The following is a 23655-nucleotide window of genomic DNA, read 5'->3' as shown; positions in this document are numbered from 1 at the left end:
GAATTTTCAAATTCCTATCTATCATTTCAATTAGATAAATTAAACGTTTTAAATTAAACTTCACCTTTCCCCTTTCAAAAAGCCTTCAAACAGGACTTCTATCTGTCCTTATTTTTGATTGAATTGAATACTTTCAAACAGATAAAGTTCAGCTATGAACAACCGCCTTCTGCACAGTTCAACAGCTCTTGAAACATGGAAAGATGGTTGATACTTCAGGCGGTGTGCAGCAGGAAATTTATGCTGCTGCTCACAGCGGGATTGAATTAACGCAATGCGCCAATATAACGATGTGCAACCTGTGCTTTACAGATGTCTTCCGCAGTCGGTTCGCTCATTAATATTTCTGCCGTTTCAGGCTGTACTGAACTGTCCGTCAGTTCCTCTGCTTCAGAAACGGCAGCTTCATGCAAATTCAACTCGCTGTAAAGCCGCGCAACCAAACGAGATAATTCAGGATCGGCCGTTTCCAAAGCCAAGTTAGAAACAAAGCGTGCGTATTCGACATTCTCAACCACATATAATGCGTCAATAACCCGACCTGACACACGACGTAAGCGCGCATAGATTAAAGTGGCGATTGAAAATGCGTTTGATTGACTATTGATTGCCAGCCCTGTCATAAATACCCCTAATGATATCAATATTATAAAGATCGAATTTTGATCAGGGTTATAGCAATTTTTGTACCATTAAGTGATATTTCTCACAATGTACACAGAATAAATTTGATAAAGTCATTCAAATCTACCGATATTTCTCCCGTTTCAGCGCAATATCGTCCGCCCAAATCCACGAAAATACGTTAAAATATGCGATTGCTTTTTTGCCTTTGGAAATTTACATGAATTCGAAACCGCGTCTTTCTACATATTGGGTTACCTGTGCAGATGGACTGGAAACCTTACTCCGCGAGGAAATTGAAGGTTTAGGTGTTCAAAATATTGAACAGTTCCCGGGTCGTCTTGTATTCAAAGGCACACTTGAAGATGCATATCGTATTTGCATGTGGTCACGTTTGGCTTCTCGTGTACTCACCCCGATTCATACACATGAATTAGAGTTCACGCATGATGCACGTGATGTAGCGGAAGAGCTCTATGAAGGTGCAATAAACTTTGACTGGTCACTTATTTTTGCACCACAAAGTACATTTGCTGTTCGTTTACACATCGAACGTGACATTAAAGTCAATTCTCAGTTCGCAACTTTACGTGTCAAAGATGGTGTGGTCGATTCCTTTATGGAAGCTGTGGGCAAACGTCCAAGCATTGACATTAAGCAACCTGAAATTACGTTGTATGTATTAGCTGGCAAAACTGAACATACTTATTGCTTAGATTTATCAGGTGATTCTCTACATAAACGCGGCTACCGTCGCTATATGACAGATGCACCGATTAAAGAAAACCTAGCGGCTGCCATCTTACAGAAAGCAAAACTTAAACAACATCAACCCGATATTATCTTGGACCCAATGTGTGGTTCAGGGACCTTTATCATTGAATCTTTAATGATTTTGACAGACCGCGCGCCGGGTCTTGTTCGTCGTTTTGGTTTTAATGGTTGGAATGGTCATGACCATGAACTTTGGATGTCGATCAAAGGCGAAGCTGCTGAACGTCATAAAGCCGCACTTGAAAACCCTCTCCCACAATTCTATGCATTTGATGCAGACTGGGAAGCAGTAAAAGCAACCAAACAAAATATTATCGCTGCAGGTTTCGAATCTGTACTTGATCAAATTAAAATTGAAGAACGTACACTTGCGGACTGGCCAGATTTCCAAGCGACGGGTAAGAAAAGCTTTGTTGTCACCAACCCTCCATACGGCGAGCGTTTAGGTGATAAAGCCTCTAACCGCGCACTGTATTTAGGTCTATCAGCATTATTACAAAAAAACTTTCCGAACCAGCCTGCTGCGATTATTGCAGCACAAGTTGAACAGGCCGATGTCCTTGCCTTTAATGATCCGCAAATTTTGCGTTTGATGAATGGTAAGCTGCCAATTTACGTCCGTTTTGGTACAGTCAAACCTGCGGCAGTTCAAAAGCCTTTCCTCGAGCATTGGGAACCTCAACAATTTGAAAAAATTGAAGGTGCAGAAGACTTTACTAACCGTCTGCAAAAAAACATGCAGAATCTTAAAAAATGGGCAGTTAAAGAAAATATTTTCTGTCTACGTTTATATGATGCCGATTTGCCAGACTTTAATGTCGCGGTAGATTTGTATGGTGATCGTTTACACGTACAAGAATACGCACCACCGAAAAAAATTGACCCGGAAAAAGCCAAAAAACGCTTTAACTTAGCACTGCAAGCGATTCGTGCAGTGACAGGCTTAGGTCGTGATGCGATTTTCATTAAAACACGTGCCCGCCAAGAAGGTAAAAATCAGTACACCAAACAAAGTACCGCGTCTAAACGTTTTATCGTTCAAGAAGGCAAAGCAAAGATTTTGGTGAACCTAACAGACTACCTCGATACAGGTTTGTTCCTTGACCATCGTCAAATGCGTCTACGTATTGCCAAAGAAGCCAAAGGTAAACACTTCCTGAACTTATATAGCTATACCTCTACAGCGAGCTTACATGCAGCGCTTGGCGGTGCAGCAAGTACGACCAGTGTCGATTTGTCAAATACCTACCTAAACTGGTCTAAAGAGAACTTTGTACTGAATGGTTTGACAGTAGATCATGCAGATGAACAACATCAGTTCTTCTCTAGCGACTGTTTTGAATGGTTGAAAGAAGGTCACGAGCAATATGACCTGATCTTTATTGACCCACCAACATTCTCTAACTCTAAAAAGTTCTATGGTACGTTTGATGTCCAACGCGACCATATGTCTTTGCTTAAACGTGCCATGAACCGTTTAACCACTGACGGAACGCTTTACTTCTCAAACAACTACCGTGGTTTTGAGATGGACGATGTGATCATGGCAATGTTTGACGTTGAAGAAATCAGCAATGAAACCATTGGCCTAGACTTTAAACGTAATACCAAAATTCACCGTGCATGGAAAATCACCCATCCACAAATCTAAGATTTAACTTTAGAAATTCCTGATCTATGAAATGAAGCACGTCAGTGCTTCATTTCAACCACGACGCCATCTGGATACGTTACTCGAATATTTTCGTGTCGCTCTTGCAGCACGATACGGTTAATCGGTGCTACTTCTGGAGATTGTATTAACCCGACCTGATCCGCTGCCCTTTTCTTTTGAAGCAAATAATCACTCATAGTTGAACCTTCAAGCTGGGCCTCCTGAATGATCTTATTATTACGATTAGATTTATGATTTGAATTTTGCTGCTGCTCTTCTTTGGGTTTAGCTGCCTCACTCTCAATAATATCTAAGGTTTCTTCACTAAACTGTTTTTTACCTTGCGTTTCATTCGACAAACGTTGATCTGAAATTGAAGTACCCGCAAAAGCTGTAGACTGAACAGCGATCAGAAAAATGCTACTAATAAGACTGTGTTTTACCCAAGAACATTTAGGCATGGATGATTGAACAAGTTTCCGTCTAAAAAAATAATCGTGTGACATCGTGTCTTTCCTATTGTTGTTTTGATTGGCTAGTTGCCCATTGACGCTAGCAACTTTTCAACTGTTCAACAATGGCTAGGCCGCTGTGTTCCGATAAAGTGAACATCATGATTCCGCAGCTAAAAATATGAAACCGTCAATCAATGACGGTTTTATATTTTCAAACTAAACGACTAACGACTTGTTGCTTATTTCTTTTGTATGGCTTGACCAAAAAGCTTTTGACCGAACTTATATTGCATACTCATGACCATGTTATCGCCATCGCGCTTGCCTTGCCCTGATGTTTCAAAACCAGCAAACATGGCTTCAGCTTCCTGTCCTGACAAACTTTTGCCCTGTAATTGCAAAAAGTTATTCATGATTGCAGTCATCATATTTTTATCAAAACTTAAGTCTGCTTGAAAATCCAGTAAGCTCGGCACCATTTTAATAAAAGACTCCATTGAGGCATGGTGACCCGGCATGACTTTCCCCACGACATTTGCAGAGGCTTTACCTCCACCAATACTGATCGAGTTATCTTTAGACTCAAAATCAAAACCTTGGCTTGCGATAGCTAAGAAAGCTTGAGTCATTTCTTCACTTGATTCACCCACTGCATCACAGGAATTTTCCACCTGATGCAAAAGTTCACTAAATGCACGAACTTTATCTAGATTAACTTTATGCAATGCCAAATTCAGTGCGAAATCTTTGGTGACCGGTGAACCTGGGAAATCCATCTCATCAGCTTTTAAGTAGCCTTCAAAGTCCACATCATGTTTATTTAGTTCGGTCTCCCAACGCAGTTGCATACCACGCATGCCGCCTGAGAACTTTTGATCTAAACGTTTGATAGAAGCCGCTTGGATTTCAAGAAAACCATTTTCAAGATTTTCCTGATTTAAACCTTGATTGGTCTTCATCGAAAAATTTTGCACCATGGTTTGCATTGGACCTTCACTCAACCGAACCACAGGTAAATGGATTGAAAGCTCAGATACCTTAGTGGCTTGCCCTGGTAAACTATTGATTCGAATTTGCAATTGGCTGGCATCAGCTTGTACCGTTGCACCTTGTGCAGTCGTTTTAAATGCAGGAATCTGTAAATCTGTTTTACTTTGACCAATCCAATTGACCAAGGTTTTTGCCGTTAAGTCCGTACCAAAAAGCTTGGCATATTCGGACGTACTTTGTTGTTGAACAATCTTAAAGTTAGAGTTGATGTTATAGCCTTTCAACCCACGTTGAATCTGATCGGTTCCCTTCAACACAATCACTTCTTTGAGTTTACACGGGTCTGTTTTCAGGGTTAATACCCAATCGACTGTTCCACCCATCAAGCCCATTTGATAATTGCTGTACTTTACATCAACATCTTGTACAGCTGCGGACCAATTATTCTGTGTATAAAATTGGGCAAGAGATTTATCTGCATATAAATTCCCTCCCACCACTGCTGCTGAAAGCACCGCTAAACTGCCAATTCCCCACATCAACTTCGACATGTCTTTCTCATTCTGATTATTCTTTGCGCAGTATACTGAAGAACTCAGTTACATAAGTACACAATTAGAATGATTTTAAATGATTGATTTGGCAGTTTTAATTGATTTTTTGATCGTTATCACTTCCTCTATATACGCCCAACTTCAAAATAACTAATACGTTTACGATCAAAAGCAGCGTATGGATTGGCTTTAAAACTATGAAAATAGTGCTTGGCTTTTAACACATGTGAGGTCGTATTTTTCATCCACTCAATACGTGGGTCCTTCTCTGCCAAAGTAATACAATAGGTTTCTTTACCACGTTGCTTTGTCTGCTGTTTTGCATGAAAAATCAAACTTGCAAATACGTCCAGATGTTCAGGATGACATAGCGGACTATGCAACATTAAATAATCAAAGGTTCCATGAATTTTTGGCAGTGATAAAACACCACGCACACTGGCATAGGCATTATAAAACGGCTTCATCAACTTTAATGAACGCGAATAGTCGATTACGCGGGTTTGTTTAAAACTCTTTTGATTCCATAATCCATAGAGTCCAACCAACTGATTGTGCTGATCATAAATCAAATAAAAATCGTCCAGATTTAAGCCTGCCCAAAATGGATTTTGACCATCAACCAACGCATTAAAATCATAGCTAGGTAAAAAATTATAATGGTCTTTCATTTTTAAAATGAAATCATTTGCTTCATCTACACGTTCAGCAGTCAGCGTTTTAAATTGATATTGATTGAAAGTTTTTGGTTTCACTGCCTGTGAAACGGTAAAGGTTCGAATTTCATCATAAAAATATGGCAGCGGAAATCCAGATCTTTCATGATGTAAAATACTGGCAGCGACAATATTGTCGTTTAAAACCACACTTTCAAAAATCGTGTCTTGTGGTATTTCATCATGGAGATAGTCCATCAATAAGCGCATGACTTTAGCACCACGATACGCTGGATTCATTCTTAAATCGGCGACATAACGCATCAGGTCAGGCTGACCATTGATATAACAATAACGCCATCCCAAATTCATCATCGCAATCACGATAGATGGATCTTCCACAGGGACAACCACTTTTAAATCTGGACGATTATACTGTGCGTGGCTGGCATCAAAATAACTGGGGTGACGCGCATAAGATAATGTGATGCCATTGCTTGGCATAGTCTCTGCACTAATTTTCATTAGTTGCACATCATCTTCTACCGTCGCGTTTCGAACCGCAAACTTAGTCTCGTTCTTTGAATGATATAGCACCGTTTCGTCGAACGGTGCATCTAACACATCGATATCCATCTCAATACTCAATTATTTTTGTTTTCATTTTCTTAAGCGGTTCAGGCTTAATATTCCCTTCAATCATGCCATTGTTCATGGCTAATGTTTTGTAGTAGTCCCATGCATCTTGTACATGAACTACTTCAGGTTCATCCAACTGCCCTAGATCGCGTGCCAATTCATAATGAAAATTATGTTTAAGCAAACGGTCTAGTGCTTGAGCGGATGGTTGTTTGTCTACATTGCCTTCACTGAGTAAAATATAGTGCGGTTTTTTAACCGAACATTGTTCGATACCCAAGATACTAATCGGCAAATAATCCGCTTGTTTAAACTCTGCAAGAACTTTAACTGCAGCATTGTGGTCGAGCTTTTCTCCGACCAGATCAACCGTCATTTTGCGACCTAAAAAATTGAAACATGGCACTTGCTGATAAAAGTCGGTGACTTCTAATTCATCATCAATCACATAACGAATTAATCCTGAACCTGTCGTGATCACAGGACTAACAATATCGCCTACTTTCAGTTGCCACGATGGCACCACTTTTTGGCTGTCTTGCAAAATAAATTCATAAAAATGTGACTGATAACTTAAGGTAAAACGCTCTGCAAATGGAATCGTCACTACGCCTTCAGTTGCCCATAAACCTTTACCTTCAAATGCCACACCTGCAATTCGTTGCTGGAGTTGTACTGCCCACTGCTCTGCGTTCGCAGTATCCCAACTCGAAACCAGACTGAGTTTAGGCCACAGTTTTTTCCACGCCGTTGCTTGGGTCAAATCCAAGTCTTGTAAGCGATAGCATTGTTGACAAGATTTAGGAACTTGCAGAAAACTCAAACCCTCACGTTGCCATTGTCCAGTTTTCAAGACCTGCACAATTTCAGCTTGATGTTCATGAATGATATCCAACAATTGCAAAGCAAATGTAGGACTCCATACCGAAATCATGCCTAAATGCTTATCTGCAACGAGATACACTGCGGTTGCAAACATGGCATCTTCGGCTGAATTCGCCATCGCAATTTCAGTCGGTACCGACTGGGTAATTTTACTCAGCACTCGCTTCGACAGATTAAGCAGCGCACTATCATCATTCAAATTACTATTTTCTAAAAGCTTTCGCTGGCTTTCAGGCAACCATGAAACCGACCAATAATGCGTTGAGTTTTTCAGTTGTGGATGAGTTCGGTATAGATTGGTGAGCCATAACCCAATAGCTTCATCTAGCTCATCTAAAAAAGCCTGAGTATAAGGAATGAATTTAATTGCTTCACTCGACCCACTGGTCGGTTGAAATCGGACAATTTTTTCAGGCCCTAAACAATTTTTGCCACTTTGTCTGGATTGTTCAATTTGGCTTTTCCAATTGCTATAACGCGAAAGCGGATATTTTTTGGCAAATTGCTCATAACTTAAATTTTGCGAAATGTGCTGCTTTAAAAAATGACTTAATTTTTTACGTTGCACATTTTCCAACTGATGTGCCTGCTGTGTATAGCGTTGAAATGCTTTACGGCAGGCAATATTCAAGACTTGATGTGCTGTGGTGAGAAGCAATCCCATTAGGCCACCTTCGAGTCTGAACCTGTCGCAATATGCAATGTACGTGACTTATAACGTAACTTGCTGTCATGTTTACTCACACTGGTGGTCTTGGTTAAGAATCGATTTACATAACGGTATAAATCGCTCCAACGTAATTCACCAATGCACGGAAGTTCAGTTCCATCGACCCACGTTGGGTTCTTGTCTTCAAAGAAGGCAATCTTGGTATTGTTTTCGCGCATCTCATGGGTGATAGGCGCAACATCTGCTTTGAGTGGCTGGTAGTCTTCGCCAAAATTCAGCAGACCCGTTTCATGGTTATAGTATTCTGAGAAATATTCTTTACAGTACGATTCGACAAAGTCTTTGAGATGAGCATTTTTCTCACCATAATGTGGATAGTAGCTGTAGTAGTTATTGGCTAAGAGCAGATAAGTTTTAAAGCCTTTAGAAATTAGAATCCAATATACAGGGGTTCTTGGATGACGAAATTTAAAACTAATAATATAACGGAACATTGCTCGGGTTAATGCACGATTCCCCCAATACTCTTTCTCAATAATGGTATCACCACTGAAAAAAGCATGTCGGGCTTTACCATCAACAATAAAGTCACGCTCCATAACCGTCGAGAATCCGACAATTTGATTATTTTTCGGTTCAATAATGAAAAAAACACCGGTTTTTTCTAAGAAGTCGCGTTCAAAAATTTCATAACGGGTATTGGCATAATATTTTTGGTAAATACCATACATGCGTTTGAGTTCTTGAACAGTGATGTCATCTGTACGTTTATATAAACTATAAGGTTCTTTTTTGATCTGCCTAAGCAGTTTAAATTCCATCATAATCATAATTCCCTGTTGCCATTCATTCATGATGAACGAGCGATATTGTTTTTGTTTTACAGAACACAGTCATCTCGTTGGATGTGTGCGGACGTCATCTTAGTGAGTGAAAATGATGAAATGCAATGAACTTTACGTATTTAAACGAAAATTACGACAAGCGTAAAATTAAAAAACCCGGCCTAAACCGGGTTTCTGTTTTTACAACTGGATGTAGCAGATTTGTGCTTTTTAGTTGAGTTTTAACTTTTCAAAAGTTAGGTGATCTCCTTCCGCTTGAACGACAATCGTATCGCCAGGTTGGAAAGCACCTGATAAGATTTTCTGTGCCAATGTATTTTCAACTTGTTGTTGGATAGCACGTTTCAGAGGACGTGCGCCATACACAGGGTCAAAACCAGCATCGATAAGTAATTCAAAGGCACTATCTTCAACCGCCAGACTCATGTCTTTATCTGCCAAACGTGAACGTAAGCGATCCAACTGAATATCCGCAATACCACGAATTTGCGCTTTTTGTAAAGAGTGGAAAACCACCAACTCATCAATACGGTTCACAAATTCAGGTCGGAAATGTTCAGATACCGCAGCCATAACCACAGCGCGAACTTCGTCTTTCGACGGGTTTTCACCTAATTCACGAACATCGGTTGAACCTAAGTTCGAGGTCATCACGATCACGGTGTTTTTGAAATCAATCACACGGCCTTGTGAGTCTGTTAATCGACCATCATCCAACACTTGAAGTAAGATGTTAAAGACATCTGGATGTGCTTTTTCAACCTCATCAAACAACACTACACTATAAGGTTTACGACGAACAGCCTCGGTTAACACACCACCTTCTTCATAACCCACATAGCCCGGAGGCGCACCTACTAAACGGCTCACCGAATGCTTTTCCATAAACTCTGACATGTCGATACGAATAATCGCATCATCACTGTCAAATAAGAAATTACCTAAAGCTTTGGTTAACTCAGTTTTACCTACACCTGTAGGCCCAAGGAATAAGAATGAACCACTTGGGCGGTTTGGATCGGATAATCCTGCACGAGAACGACGCACCGCATTCGACACTGCTACGACAGCTTCATCTTGACCAACTACACGGTTATGTAAGAACTCCTCCATGTGTAAGAGTTTTTCACGTTCACCTTGCAGCATTTTCGCAACAGGAATACCTGTAGCCGCACTTACCACTTCAGCGATTTCATTTTCAGTAACTTTGGTACGAATCAGTTTCGGTTCTTCATTCACCTCGGCAACTTCTTCTTCATTCAAGCGTTTTTGCAACTCAGGAATAACACCATATTGCAAACGGCTAGCTTCTGCTAAATCACCTTCACGTTGTGCTTTTTCAAAGGCTGTACGTGCTTTATCTAACTCAATTTGAGCCTGATTCGTACCGTCAACTAAACGTTTTTCCGCAATCCACACTTCTTCCAAATCGCTATATTCTTTTTGAACTTCAGCAATTTGTTTCTCTAAGTGCTCAACTTCAGCCTTAGACACTGAATCCGCATCTTTTTTCACGGCTTCAAGTTGCATTTTTAACTGAATTAAACGGCGATCTAAACGGTCAAGTGGCTCAGGTTTTGAGTCAATTTCCATTTTGATACGTGATGCAGCTTCATCAATCAAATCAATGGCTTTGTCTGGCAACTGACGGTCTGTGATGTAACGATGCGACATTTTTGCCGCAGCAATAATCGCAGAGTCTAAAATTTGCACACCATGATGGGTTGCATATTTGTCTTTTAGACCACGTAAAATCGCAATGGTGTCTTCCACACTCGGTTCATCAACGATCACTTTTTGGAAACGGCGTTCTAATGCCGCATCCTTTTCAATATATTGGCGGTACTCATCTAAGGTGGTTGCACCTACACAGCGTAGCTCACCACGCGCTAATGCAGGTTTAAGCATGTTACCAGCATCCATTGCACCATCGCCTTTACCTGCGCCAACAAGCGTATGTAATTCGTCAATGAAAAGAATAATCTCGCCATCATATTTGGCTAAATCTTTTAGAACTGCTTTAAGACGTTCTTCAAATTCACCGCGGTATTTTGCACCTGCAAGCAATGAACCAAGGTCGAGTGAAAGTACACGTTTACCTTTCAGACTTTCAGGAACTTCGCCATTGACGATACGCTGTGCTAAGCCCTCAACGATTGCTGTTTTACCCACACCCGGCTCACCAATCAGTACGGGGTTGTTTTTGCTACGACGTGATAAAACCTGAATGGTACGGCGAATCTCTTCGTCACGACCAATAACTGGATCTAACTTGCCTTCTAATGCACGTGCATTGAGGTCTAAGGTATATTTGTTGAGTGAATCACGTTGATCTTCGTGGTTATTACTCATGACTTGTTCACCGCCTCGTATTTGTTCAATTGCATTGCGTAATTTATCTGTCGTTACGCCTACACTATTTAATAAGGTTTTGGTTTTACCCGTTTCAGCTAAACCGAGAATCACCCAATCTGTAGAAAGAAACTCATCTCCAGCTTTTTGCGCAAAACTATCGGCTAAATTTAGCGCTTTGACTGCTTCAGGGTTTAGATTGATGTCCCCTGTCGGCGTCGCAATGGTGGCAGTATCCTGTAGGGCTTGCTGAAGCTTGGTTTTTAACTCAGGAAGATTAGCACCTGCCTGTTGTAACAAGCTTTGGTTCGACGGCTCTTCAAGCAATGTCGAAAGAATATGGATTCCTTCAATGGCTGTATGGTCTTTCCCCATTGCTAAAGATTGGGCATCGGATAATGCTTGCTGCAAACGGTTTGTGAATTTTTCGAATCGCATTCTTGTTATTCCTCACAACAAATTCTGTACTTGAAGCATATATGGGAGTCATATTTAAAATTTCAAATACATTTTTTAAATATTTTTCAATGAGTTAATTTTAAGATAAAGATAAATCTCAATTATAATATTGGTATAAATAGAATACTTTTCAAGTCATTTATTGAAGAATTTAGTACTTTATTATGTTATTTAAATACATATGTATTTTTAGGCAATTTTCATGTCAACTCAAATGACTTTCTGACAATAAAATTCAATGATTTTCCATTTGCTTAAATAGTATAAATGTCAAAAAAGCCCACATTTACATGTAGGCTTCTGCTTAATCCAACAAAAGATTCAACTTAAGGTGCAGGATTTGGCTGTTGGCGATGAATAGCTTCAATCCCTTTTAGAATGTCTTCTGATAAATTCACATCAAAAGCATCAATATTTTCTTTCAACTGATCTAGATTCGTCGCACCAATGATCGTACTGGTGACAAAGAATTGCTGCTTAATAAATGCAAGTGCTAACTGTGTCAACGTTAAACCATGCTGTTCTGCCAATTGTGCATATTGTTCTGTTGCCCATTCACTCTCCGCATTTGAATAGCGGCTAAAGCGTGAAAATAGTGTCACTCGAGCATTGGCAGGACGCGCACCATGACGGAATTTACCTGTTAGATAACCAAATGCTAAAGGTGAATATGCCAATAAGCCCACGCCTTCGTAGTGTGCAATTTCAGATAAACCGATTTCATAAGTACGATTCAACAAACTATACGGATTTTGCACACTGACAATTTTTTCTAAACCATGCTTTTCTGCAAGTTGTAGGAATTTTAACGTTCCCCATGGCGTTTCATTAGATAGTCCAATTGAGCGAATTCGACCTTTTTTAACCTCATGACTTAAAGCAACTAATGTTTCTTCTAAATTGGTAATAGTTTGCGTACTGTTTGCTTCGGCATTGCCATAACCCAATTTACCGAAAAAGTTGATTGGACGTTGCGGCCAATGCAACTGGTATAAGTCAAGATAATCTGTTTGTAAGCGCTGAAGAGAATGATCCAGTGCAGACTCAATTTCCGAAGCAATAAATTTGGTTTGCCCATCTCGAATATGACTGCCACCTTGTGACGGACCTGCAATTTTTGAAGCTAAGATTAATTTATCGCGTCCACCGCGAGCTGCAATCCAGTTACCAATAATAGTCTCAGTTGAACCTTGGGTTTCAGGTTTCGGTGGGACAGGATACATTTCTGCAGTATCCCAAAAGTTAAGACCACGCTCTAAAGCATAATCCAGTTGCTCGAAAGCTTCTGCTTGGGTGTTTTGTTCACCAAACGTCATGGTGCCTAAACAAATTTCTGGAACTAATATGCCTGTATGTGCCAATGGTTTAAATTGCATGCCGCAAACTCCCTCTTTATTTTAAATATCAATATATAAGTCACGAAGTAGCTTACCTAAGATATCGGCTTTGTTTAAATCATAATTTTCTGTTTATTTGTCAAAAAATGTGAGAAAGGTTTCTTCCGCTAAAATAGTGAGAAATGAATAGACATAAAAAAAGCAAACCCCTGAGTTTGCTTTTTTAGATTTGGAAGACTGATTATTCTTCGTCGTCGAAATCGTCAGAAGCCAATTGGCTTTTCTCTTCAAGCGATGCATCAAAAATTAGAATCGCTTTACCATCAGTTTCGATCATGCCTTGCTCTTCAAGTGTTTTTAGAACACGACCAACCATTTCACGGGAACAACCCACGATACGACCAATCTCTTGACGAGTAATACGAATCTGACGACCATTCGGCAAAATCATTGCCTCTGGTTGTGAAGATAAATCAATTAAGCAACGTGCAATACGACCTGACACGTCGATAAACGCAAGGTCAGTTACTTTACGCGTCGTATTTTTAAGACGGCGTACAAGCTGTGCAAATACCGCATAACTTAAGTCTGGGTATTGTTTACTTAATTCATGAAAGTTTTCATAGGTAATCTCAGCAATTTCACATACATCACGCGTACGCACTTCTGCAGTACGCTGTGCATTTGCTTCGAATAGACCCATTTCCCCAAAAAAGTCACCCGCATTTAAGTACGCAACCACAATTTCACGCTCATCATCTTCGCGTAAAATGATAGATACTGAACCCTTAAGAATTAAATACAAAGATTTAGATTCTGAGCCCGCATCAATGATTGTTGTACGTTTTGGGTAACGATTAATATATGCACGTTTTAATAATGCCTTCACCGACTCAGGTAACTGCCCCGGAGATAGCGCATCTGTGCTAAGTTGTGAAAAGTTTGAAGTCATGCTAACAGTTTCCGAATATGGATAATTTATAGATCGCACAAGACCTAAAGTGAACTTGTCACACGTAAGAGTTGAAATTCCTTATCAACTCAATTTATGTTAGTGTACAGGTACTGCGTAAATTTATAGCTTTTTTTAGGGACTTGCAATGCAAACTAGTGTTCATTGGCTAGAGAATGTTGCTTTTGAAGCAAAAACTCAAAGTGGTCACACTGTTATGATGGATGGATCACAAGAATATGGCGGTGAGAACCGTGGTCCGCGCCCAATGGAACTGATTTTAACAGGACTTGGTGGTTGTGCATCTTTCGATATTGTGACGATTTTAAAGAAAGCACGCCAAGACATTACCAATGTTCGTTGTGAATTAAATGCAGAACGTGCCGACACTATTCCTGCTGTATTCACTAAAATTCATTTGCACTTTGTAGTCACTGGTCATGGCGTGAAGGAAAAGCAAGTTGCAAAAGCGGTTGAACTTTCTGCTGAAAAATACTGCTCTGCTAGTAAAATGCTGATGGATGGTGGTGTAGAAATTACCCATGACTTCGAAATTTTAGAAACTGAAGATGCATAATTTATTTGTTCAATTAAGAGCCGCATAGAATGCGGCTTTTTTGTTTCAAATAATCCGCTATAGCATACATTGTATAAAGCACTGCTATATAGTCATAAACGCAGAAATATGAGCCAAAGAAGTAGCGAATATACCAAGGAAAACGAATAGCCAATCGAACAATGACCATATGGACTGGTATTTATATAAAATCAGGCATTTAGTTGAAAATATGTTTTGTAGATTAAAGCAATTTAGAGGAATAGCTACTCGATATGACAAGCTCAAAAGGAATTATCAAAGTTCTGTTGCTTTAGCCTGTATATTTTTATGGCTACCTTTATAGGGTTAATTATGAACAGTAAATGTCAACAGACCCTAATAATTTCAGATAAAAAAAAGCAGAATCATTTTGATTCTGCTTTTTGAATTTGGTAGGTTTAACCAGATTCGAACTGGTGACCTCTACGATGTCAACGTAGCGCTCTAACCAACTGAGCTATAAACCTAGAATGCGTAGAATCATATTCATTTTTATTTTTTATGACAAGCCCTTTTCTGACTTTTTTAAACTTTGCGTACAAGTTTTAAGCAAAGCCTTAAAATATTGAATATCATGAGAACTTAGCGCGGTACCTACATAAATTTCCTGCTCAAATAACGTAATAACTTGTTCAAATGCCGCCCTTTCCTGTTCAGGTACATTTTCAGCCAAACGTTGTAACCAATGCCGAAAACTTTCAGAAGCCACTTTTTGCTGGCTCAAGGGTAAATTCTTAGCAAACTTGGCAATTTCTCTTTCAAGAGAGCTTAGGCTTTTTCTTTTTTTCCACAAAATCCATATAAAATATAATGCTACAATGCCACCAATACTCAAAATAAGAATTAAAACACCTGCATAAGCAGAATTTGTACCGAGCTTTTTAAACCATTGTTGCTGTGATTCTGCATTGTAACCCACTACTTTACTCTGCCATTGGTAACTCGCATAATCACTCCATACACGGACTTTTTTCAACATCGAAAATTGTTGATAGGCCCAAGTCGACTGCTGTCTCCCAAAAATTGTCCGATCTTGTTCCATATAATCCTGCATCCCACCATCGATACGCTGAGGTGCGATCATGGCTGTAGGATCAATTCGACGCCAATGTTGATTGACATAAACCTCTGTCCACGCATGTGCATCGAGCTGACGAACCTCCCAACTTTTTCCATCTGGTGCTAATTGACCACCTTGATATCCCACGACAATACGCGACGGTACGCCAACATAGCGCATCAACATTGCAAAGCTCGAAGCGAAATGTTCGCAAAAGCCTTGTCTTGATCCAAATAAGAAATCATCTATCCGATTTTGCCCCAATACGCCTGGGTTTAAGGTATATGCAAAGCTATTTTGTTTATACCATTGCAAAACTTCTGCAATATAACGCTCAGGATTTTGATGACTTTGCTGCCATAAAGTTTGGGCCAATTGCTGTGATTGAACATCCAAGTTTTCAACATAGCGAATATTTAATTTTTCAAGTAAAGCTACATTTTTTATTTGTGGCGGCTCTGCACTTCCTAACCATTTCAGTTGAATCGGCTCTGTATGTGCTGTTAATCGGTAGGGTGTAATTCGACCATCTTGACCTAAAGCAAAACGTGTTTCGTTGGGTACGGATTGCTCCAACGACATAATCCACATCACAGTTGGGTCGGCAGCCAAATATTGATAATTCAACGCCTGCTTGGTTTTTAACTCGGCTGGATTCAGCTGTATAACATTCTGGTTAAAAAAATGACTGGTCCATTTAGAACCATCATATTCATCTAATGCCATCGCTCGCCAATACAGCTCTGTACGTGGTGGCAAGGCTTGAATATCTCCGATTATACGAAAAGCCAAACTACTCGACTGTGATAACTCAGCAATATCGCCCGGAGACATGCTGTCACTGATCCCTGTTGTGGCTTTATTTTCAGGAATAGGAATGTGCCATAGCGGTGGTAGGCGTGGAAAAAAGAGAAACAGTAAAATAAAAAATGGAACAGCTAAGGCAATAAATTTTCCCACATGCCCAATATCTTGTTTAATCGCTTGTACTTCACCGACTGAGTTTTGGCTAAAACCAACGGTCTGTAAACGGTATAATCCAATAAAACAGCTTAACAACGCCAATAAAATAACCAATGCCATGGCAAAAGACTGGCTAAACAAAAAACTACTGGCAATCACAAACATCGCAAAGTTAAATAAAATAATTGCATCACGACGTGTTTTTGTTTCTAAAGATTTAGCAAATAAAAATGTACTGAGTACTGCAACCCCTGCATCAACACCAATAAAGGTTTTATGGCTTATATAAATGCTAAATAATGCTGTCAATGTCAGCACATAGGTTAAAATTTTAGAAAATGGTTTTTTACTGGCGCGGGTATTGAGTAATAAAATAAGCCAAATAACTAAAAATACCAATGATGTCGCCACAGGGATATAAAGCATTTGTGCAATGAGCACCAATGCTAAAGTGAGTAATATTGAGCGGCGTATGGTATTTTCAATCATCTCTTAAGCCTGCGCCAATAACCGTTTTGCTTCGGAATAATGCAGTGTTCCAGTACCTGATGCTAACTCAGCATTAGGTAAATACAGTGCATAGTGATCGTGATTTTGCTCAGCCTGCTCGACCAAACCCATCATGAGGCTAAGTTTTTCTTCATGACTTTGAGCTGGCATATGGTGATAATGAATCTCCAATTTCTTTAGATCTTCATATTGTTCAAAGACTTTCACATATAAGCCTTGTCCTCGTGCTGCTTGTTTCCATGACACCGCATGAAGTGAATCCCCCGTCTGAAAACTCCGTAATTCGCGAAATTCATCAAGATCAGGTTCAAAATTTTGCTGTTGTTGCTTATTTTCCACGGAATGCAAACTGGCTTGTGGCGCAACCCACGCGGGGTGTTGTGCATACAAATACGTCCAGGCCCGAACTAAACCAAAAGGATAAACACTATAAATGTGTATTGGCGGAATCTGAAAAACACCGCGTTGGCTGGTTGTAAAATTTAATTGAAAGCATTGCTGTTGCGTATTGAACAGTAATTTATGTAGCTGATTTTCTGTTTTAATCCACAAATATCGCGCCTGTTCAACCTCTTGTTTAAAATAAATTTCGACCGAAAGTAATTCCCCAGCTTGCGGGATATCAACAACATTTATTTGAATCTGCAACGCATGAAGCTGTTTAAAAGTAATATAGAAACTAATACACAATACGGCGCTAATTAAAAAGCAAAAGCCTAAAATCAAGTTATTGGCATAATTCACACCTGCAATAAAGGTGATGAAAATTAACACCAAATACAAGTAGCCTTGCTGATAGATAAAGATCAAGACATCTTTTTGAGTCAGCTGCTTGTGCTGATCGATTTTAAATCGACGTTCAATCCATTGCTGCCACATCGAAGCCAAGGTTTAACTCCTTTATTGAATTGAAACTTGTTCTAAAAGCTTAGAGGCTTCAAGATCTGACAATCCAATTCGATGAGATACCACAGCTGTAAACACCGCTTGTACATCGTCAGGATTCACATAATTTCGCTGCTCAATCAGCGCATAGGCTTGCGCAGCTTTCTTTAAGGCTAAAACACCACGCGTAGAAAGACCATGTCTCCCTTTACGTGTTTCAGCAGCAAGATCCAAAATGTAATCCATCAAACGATCACTCAGATGTATCTGCTCGACAAAGCCTTGTAGTTGTAAAATTTCTGATTCATTAAAGATATGTGCTAATGCCGCAATCAGATCATGGCGTGAAGTTTGTTGAAGCAATAATTTCTCTGCCTGACGCGATGGATAACCTAAAGACAAGCGCATTAAAAAACGGTCCAACTGGGACTCAGGTAGCGCATACGTACCGCTTTGAAATAAGGGGTTTTGTGTCGCAATCACCCAAAACGGTTGAGGCAAAGCATAACGCACACCATCAACCGTCACGTAGCCCTCTTCCATCGCTTCCAATAAGGCACTTTGGGTCTTTGGACTACAACGGTTGATTTCATCTGCCAATAATATTTGGGTAAATATCGGCCCAGATTTAAACTCAAAATGATGTTCTTTTTGATTAAACATATTTACTCCAATCACATCACTGGCCAGCATGTCATTGGTAAATTGAATCCGTTGAAACTTTAATCCCGCCAAATGTGACAAGGCGCTAGATAATGTCGTTTTTCCTAAACCAGGTAAGTCTTCAAATAGCACATGCCCGCCTGCCAATAGACAAGCTAAAGCCAATTTGGTTTGCTGATTTTTATCCAAAATAATTTGGTTAATTTGTTCGAGGAATGTATTTATTTTCGGGTAAAAAGGGGCAAGGCTCTGTTCACTTAAAAGCGTTGATGTATTATTTTGTTGGCTTTTCTCTGATCCCCAAAACACCTTTTATTCCCCAATAAAAAAGTTAAATGAATGACTAAAATACAGTGTTTTATTTAAAAATACAGTGTTTATCTCCAAGCTATACCCAGTTCATTACTTTTAATACATACGCTTGATATTTATTGAGTATACAAAAGGGTTGTTTTCGCTTCGACTGCTCACAAATCAGCAATAAAAAAAGCGTCCCGAAGAACGCTTTTTTCTTAGATTTTTAGCTCGAGTCACTGCATTAGCAAGGACACTTCTTCATGTCACCACCAGCTGATGGATAACGTGCATCTACACAGTGACGATAAAATGTTTTTGCATCCATCGCTTCCAAATCAGGATGATGTTTTGCCATATGTTCCAAATAGTTTTGGTAATCTGGCACACCCACCATCAGGCGGAAGCTTTGCTGTAAACGTTGCCACAACTTCGCAATACGTGACCAATTTTTCGGGTTCAGAATTAAATCCTTCTGCGACATAATGGTCATTTTAATGATTTTATAAATCACCGTTTTTCCACTTTTTGTAAACTTCAGGTTCATTCATATTCCCCTATTAATGTGCTGAATTTGACGGATTAATTTCAGCTGGGTCACGGTAAATCGCTTCTGCTTCATTCACCGATGGATTTGGATTTGCCAAGGCACGACGCACCACACCAATCGCTGCAAATAACATCACAAATGCCACGATCATAAAGAATGCACAAAGACCGGCATTGATTTGATTCGACAATGCAACCGTATGCATTTCAGCCATGGTTTTCGCAGGTGCCAACAATTCATTTTTCGCAATGGCTGCATTAAAACGATCTGCTTGAGCCAAGAAACCAATTTTTGGATTTTCGTGGAAAATCTTCTGCCAACCAGCGGTCATTGAAGTAATAAACAAGAATAATGTTGGGATAATTGTCACCCAAACATACTTTTGTTTTTTCATCTTGAATAAAATCACTGTACCCAAGATCAATGCCATCGCAGCAAGAATTTGGTTACCAATACCAAATAGCGGCCATAAGCTATTAATACCGCCGAGTGGATCCACCACACCTTGGTAAACGAAGAAGCCCCAACCTGCAACAGCCACCGCTGTACCTAACAGATTTCCGAAGAAGTTATGTGAGTTTTTAACCGCAGGAATCACGATACCCACAGTATCTTGCACCATGAAACGACATGCACGTGTACCCGCATCAACTGCCGTTAAAATGAAAAGTGCTTCGAATAAAATCGCAAAGTGATACCAGAACGCCATCATTGAACGGTTATTAAAAATTTCCGTAATGATATGCGCCATACCAATCGCAAATGTTGGTGCACCACCTGTACGAGACAGAATCGAATTTTCACCCACTTCTTGTGCAAGTAAGGTCAATGCTTCAGGTGTCACCACGAAGCCTAATGTACGAACTGCTTCTGCAGCGGACTCAACCGTTGTACCAATTACCGCTGCTGGCGCATTAATCGCAAAATACACACCAGGCTCAAGAATCGTTGCACAGACCAAAGCCATAATCGCAACAAAAGACTCCATCAACATGCCGCCATAACCGATCATGCGAATATCTTTTTCATTATTCACAAGCTTCGGTGTCGTTCCTGAAGAAACGAGCGCATGGAAACCTGAAATTGCACCACAGGCAATGGTAATAAACAAGAATGGGAACATTGAGCCTGCAAATACAGGACCTGTACCATCAATAAAATGCGTCACCGCTGGCATTTTCATTTCAGGTAAAGCAAACATAATCCCGATTGCTAAACCTGCAATAACACCAATTTTCAAGAAGGTCGATAGGTAATCACGTGGTGCAAGCAGTAACCATACGGGTAACACAGATGCTACGAAACCATAACCGATCAGCCACCAAGTCAGTTCAGTACCTGAAAGTGTAAAGAATGGCCCCCAGTACGGATGCTGTGCAATGTCACCACCATAAATAATCCCTGCCATCATCAGTACAAAACCAATGATTGACACTTCTGCAATTTTACCCGGACGGATAAATCGCATGTAGATACCCATGAAAATCGCAATCGGTACAGTGGCCGCGATACTGAAAACACCCCACGGACTGTTGGTCAACGCTTTTACAACAACCAAAGCAAGTACCGCAAGAATGATGATCATCACGCCAAGTGCACCAAGCATCACGATGATTCCGGCAAAAGAACCTAGTTCTTGTTTTGCCATTTCACCGAGTGAACGACCATCACGACGCGTTGAGATGAACAAGACTAAAAAGTCTTGAACCGCACCGGCAAGAACAACACCCACCAAGAGCCAAATTGTTCCCGGCAAATAACCCATTTGCGCAGCAAGGATCGGTCCGACTAATGGGCCTGCACCTGCAATCGCAGCAAAGTGGTGACCAAATAGAACGCTTTTATTGGTCGGTACATAATCCAAGCCGTCAGCTAAGCGATGGGCAGGCGTTAAACGTCGCTCATTCAGTTCAAAGACTTTATTGGCAATAAATAAACTATAAAAACGATATGCAATGCTATACACACAGATTGCTGCAAGGATCAGCCAAACTGCATTGACATGCTCGCCTCGACTGAGTGCTAGTATGCCGAATGAAACGGCACCTAGAATGGCTACAAACAGCCAGATAATCTTTGAAGCCATTCCTGACTTCGGTTGAATGGTTTCCATCTCAATCCCTCATAAATGTTGAAATAAATCAGCTTGATTTTTCTTGTTCGAGGTACTGCTGTTTCTTCCCTTGAAACTCTACTCCTGTTATAGGTTTTTTCATCTAATACTTTGGCATAAAAATTTAAACCAATAGGTATAAAAAAAGGGATGAATCACTTCATCCCTTTCGATAATAGTCTATTTTTAAACCATTATGCACGTTCTAAATAGTCACCAGTACGAGTGTCTACACGAACGCTTTCTTCTTGCTGTACGAATAATGGAACACGTACAACTGCACCAGTTTCAAGCTTAGCCGGTTTACCGCCACCGCCTGAAGTATCACCACGTACACCTGGATCAGTTTCAACGATTTTTAATACAACGAAGTTTGGCGCGCTCACAGTTAAAGGAACACCGTTCCAAAGCATGATTGTGCAAAGTTCATTTGAGTCATCTTTCAACCATTTAGCCGCGTCGCCCATAGCAACTTTATCAGCAGCGATTTGTTCGAAAGATTCTGGATCCATGAAGTTCCACATTTCACCGTCGTTATACAAGTAGTTCATTTCAACTTCTTGGATGTCAGCAGCTTCTAGTGAATCACCAGATTTGAAAGTTTTTTCTAAAACTTTACCAGTTTTAAGGTTACGTAATTTTACGCGGTTAAAAGCTTGGCCTTTACCTGGTTTTACGTATTCGTTTTCCATGATTGAACATGGGTTACCGTCAAGCATGACCTTAAGGCCTGACTTGAAATCATTCGTAGAATAATAGGCCATGACTGGCTCACTCCAAACTTACTAACTTTAATCTATAGATGCTATGGGCTGTAACATGTCATTTAGCAAGTACTGACTGTAACATTGGCTGCCACATGCACATTAATGTGATATTGCGTATTCTAAATGACCAATGCACCATGTCGCAACGAAAAAATCCCCATTAAAGGGGTCAAGCTGCTTAACTTACACTCAGACATTAAAGAACTTTGTTTATACAATGCCCACAAACAGGTAAAATTGCTGTTTACTGAAACTTAATAAATGTTTCGTAGGCTTCATCCGTTGTGAGCTTTATCGGAATTATTTCAGCTTACACTTAAAAGTTCGACGCATTAATTTCAGCAATATTCCCTACTCACCTTTCTGCATTTTTTAAACAATCGGCATGATAAACTATTTATTTCAAGAGCAAAACTGGCAAACCCAATTGAGTGATTTGATTACAAATCCTCAAGAATTACTCGATGTATTAGAACTTTCGCATGATCAGTTATTATCTGGTGCTCAGTTCGCAGCAGATGAGTTTCGCCTACGTGTGCCGCGCGCTTTTGTCGAAAAAATGCAAAAAGGTAATCCGCTTGATCCGCTTTTACTCCAAGTCCTACCGCATCATTTGGAACTTGAAGAACACGCCGGTTTTGTCACCGACCCTTTAGGTGAAGAGCAGGCTAACCAACAGCCAGGGGTATTACATAAGTACAAGTCTCGTTTTTTACTGACTTTAACCGGTGCCTGCGCGGTCCATTGCCGTTATTGTTTCCGCCGGCATTTTCCCTACCAAGAAAACCTGCCTAAAAATGACGATTGGGCAAACATTAAACAATATATTGAACAACAACCCGATATTAATGAAGTGATTTTAAGTGGTGGAGACCCGCTCACACTATCAAATCGTAAACTTCAAGTGTGGATTGAACGTTTATCGACTTTGCCACAAATTAAATTTTTGAGAATTCATTCACGAGTTCCTATCGTAATCCCCAACCGTGTCGATGAAGAGCTGGTTTCTAATTTAAAAAACAGTAGGCTACGCATTATTCTAGTGGTACACTCAAATCATCCATCAGAGCTAGATGACTTCACGTGCAGCCAGCTTCAACAGCTTGTCAAACAAGGAATCACCGTGCTGAACCAAGCAGTCTTATTAAAAGGGGTTAATGATTCTGCAGAAGTGTTGGTCGATTTAAGTTACCGCTTATTCGACGCAGGTGTAATGCCATATTATTTGCATGTTCTGGATAAAGTAAAAGGTGCTCATCATTTTGATACACCAGCTCAGGATATTGATTTAATTTATAAAAAAGTTTTAGAGAACCTACCTGGTTATTTGGTTCCTAAACTTGTACGGGAAATAGCGGGCGAAAAAAACAAGACACCGCTTTTTGGGGCTTCAACTTTTTGAGTTA

18 protein-coding genes, 1 tRNA gene and 1 pseudogene are annotated in these 23655 nt (G+C 40.0%); 4 read left to right on the top strand and 16 right to left on the bottom strand.

What is annotated here, in order from left to right:
- Nucleotides 1-266: 266 nt before the first annotated feature.
- On the bottom strand, nt 267-623 hold the full coding sequence (locus MST17_RS06590) for a hypothetical protein (protein ID WP_180026441.1): 357 nt from the start codon (nt 621-623) through the stop codon (nt 267-269).
- Nucleotides 624-844: 221 nt separating this feature from the next.
- Between MST17_RS06590 and rlmKL the strand changes: the two genes are divergently transcribed.
- Nucleotides 845-3049, top strand: coding sequence for a bifunctional 23S rRNA (guanine(2069)-N(7))-methyltransferase RlmK/23S rRNA (guanine(2445)-N(2))-methyltransferase RlmL (gene rlmKL, locus MST17_RS06585; protein ID WP_078188622.1), 2205 nt, complete (start codon nt 845-847; stop codon nt 3047-3049).
- Between the two features lie 41 nt (nt 3050-3090).
- Here the strand turns inward: rlmKL and MST17_RS06580 are convergent, their stop codons facing one another.
- The 8 genes from MST17_RS06580 to crp form a co-directional block, all read right to left on the bottom strand.
- Nucleotides 3091-3558 carry a hypothetical protein gene (locus MST17_RS06580; RefSeq protein ID WP_180007880.1) on the bottom strand — a complete coding sequence of 156 codons (468 nt, stop codon included), beginning with the start codon at nt 3556-3558 and terminating at the stop codon, nt 3091-3093.
- Between the two features lie 188 nt (nt 3559-3746).
- On the bottom strand, nt 3747-5048 hold the full coding sequence (locus tag MST17_RS06575) for a DUF945 family protein (protein ID WP_180026442.1): 1302 nt from the start codon (nt 5046-5048) through the stop codon (nt 3747-3749).
- A gap of 128 nt (nt 5049-5176) precedes the next feature.
- A complete protein-coding gene (locus tag MST17_RS06570; protein ID WP_180026443.1) occupies nt 5177-6343 on the bottom strand; it encodes a GNAT family N-acetyltransferase in 1167 nt (388 codons plus the stop codon).
- Nucleotide 6344: 1 nt separating this feature from the next.
- On the bottom strand, nt 6345-7895 hold the full coding sequence (locus MST17_RS06565) for a GH3 auxin-responsive promoter family protein (RefSeq protein WP_180026444.1): 1551 nt from the start codon (nt 7893-7895) through the stop codon (nt 6345-6347).
- On the bottom strand, nt 7895-8731 hold the full coding sequence (locus tag MST17_RS06560) for a hypothetical protein (RefSeq protein ID WP_306441826.1): 837 nt from the start codon (nt 8729-8731) through the stop codon (nt 7895-7897). The genes MST17_RS06565 and MST17_RS06560 overlap by 1 nt, the downstream gene beginning before the upstream one ends.
- 225 nt (nt 8732-8956) lie before the next feature.
- Complete coding sequence (gene clpB, locus MST17_RS06555) at nt 8957-11536, bottom strand: ATP-dependent chaperone ClpB (RefSeq protein WP_180026445.1); 2580 nt, start codon at nt 11534-11536, stop codon at nt 8957-8959.
- Nucleotides 11537-11883: 347 nt separating this feature from the next.
- A complete protein-coding gene (locus MST17_RS06550) occupies nt 11884-12933 on the bottom strand; it encodes an NADP(H)-dependent aldo-keto reductase (protein ID WP_180026446.1) in 1050 nt (349 codons plus the stop codon).
- A 202-nt stretch (nt 12934-13135) separates the two neighbouring features.
- Entirely contained in the window at nt 13136-13846 is a 711-nt protein-coding gene (crp, locus tag MST17_RS06545; protein ID WP_078191819.1) for a cAMP-activated global transcriptional regulator CRP, read from the bottom strand.
- A gap of 148 nt (nt 13847-13994) precedes the next feature.
- Here crp and MST17_RS06540 point away from each other — a divergent pair, with 148 nt between their 5' ends.
- Nucleotides 13995-14423: an OsmC family protein gene (locus MST17_RS06540; RefSeq protein WP_180009335.1), complete on the top strand. Its 429-nt coding sequence runs from the start codon at nt 13995-13997 to the stop codon at nt 14421-14423.
- A 124-nt stretch (nt 14424-14547) separates the two neighbouring features.
- A pseudogene (locus tag MST17_RS06535) lies at nt 14548-14767 on the top strand (IS5/IS1182 family transposase); the annotation flags it as partial.
- Between the two features lie 67 nt (nt 14768-14834).
- Here the strand turns inward: MST17_RS06535 and MST17_RS06530 are convergent.
- The 7 genes from MST17_RS06530 to efp all read right to left on the bottom strand — a co-directional run bounded on the left by MST17_RS06530 (nt 14835) and on the right by efp (nt 22246).
- Nucleotides 14835-14911: transfer RNA gene (locus tag MST17_RS06530), tRNA-Val, on the bottom strand.
- A gap of 32 nt (nt 14912-14943) precedes the next feature.
- Complete coding sequence (locus MST17_RS06525; protein WP_180026447.1) at nt 14944-16956, bottom strand: DUF3488 and transglutaminase-like domain-containing protein; 2013 nt, start codon at nt 16954-16956, stop codon at nt 14944-14946.
- A gap of 3 nt (nt 16957-16959) precedes the next feature.
- Nucleotides 16960-17865 carry a DUF58 domain-containing protein gene (locus tag MST17_RS06520; RefSeq protein WP_180026448.1) on the bottom strand — a complete coding sequence of 302 codons (906 nt, stop codon included), beginning with the start codon at nt 17863-17865 and terminating at the stop codon, nt 16960-16962.
- A gap of 12 nt (nt 17866-17877) precedes the next feature.
- Nucleotides 17878-18834 carry a MoxR family ATPase gene (locus MST17_RS06515; RefSeq protein ID WP_180026449.1) on the bottom strand — a complete coding sequence of 319 codons (957 nt, stop codon included), beginning with the start codon at nt 18832-18834 and terminating at the stop codon, nt 17878-17880.
- A 229-nt stretch (nt 18835-19063) separates the two neighbouring features.
- The gene (locus MST17_RS06510) at nt 19064-19366 is read right to left on the bottom strand and encodes a YbdD/YjiX family protein (protein ID WP_180026450.1); all 303 of its coding nucleotides are present in this window, start codon (nt 19364-19366) and stop codon (nt 19064-19066) included.
- 13 nt (nt 19367-19379) lie between these two features.
- The gene (locus MST17_RS06505) at nt 19380-21482 is read right to left on the bottom strand and encodes a carbon starvation CstA family protein (protein WP_180026451.1); all 2103 of its coding nucleotides are present in this window, start codon (nt 21480-21482) and stop codon (nt 19380-19382) included.
- A 194-nt stretch (nt 21483-21676) separates the two neighbouring features.
- Nucleotides 21677-22246: an elongation factor P gene (efp, locus tag MST17_RS06500; protein WP_067762759.1), complete on the bottom strand. Its 570-nt coding sequence runs from the start codon at nt 22244-22246 to the stop codon at nt 21677-21679.
- A 388-nt stretch (nt 22247-22634) separates the two neighbouring features.
- On the opposite strand from efp, the gene epmB reads away from it, so the two are divergent.
- Entirely contained in the window at nt 22635-23651 is a 1017-nt protein-coding gene (gene epmB, locus MST17_RS06495) for an EF-P beta-lysylation protein EpmB (RefSeq protein WP_180010399.1), read from the top strand.
- The last annotated feature ends 4 nt before the right edge of the window (nt 23652-23655 follow it).

The sequence above is a fragment of the Acinetobacter sp. YH16056_T genome, from assembly GCF_024605895.1.
GTDB classification, from domain to species: Bacteria; Pseudomonadota; Gammaproteobacteria; order Pseudomonadales; family Moraxellaceae; genus Acinetobacter; species Acinetobacter amyesii.
This window is presented reverse-complemented; position numbering and strand designations above follow the sequence as displayed.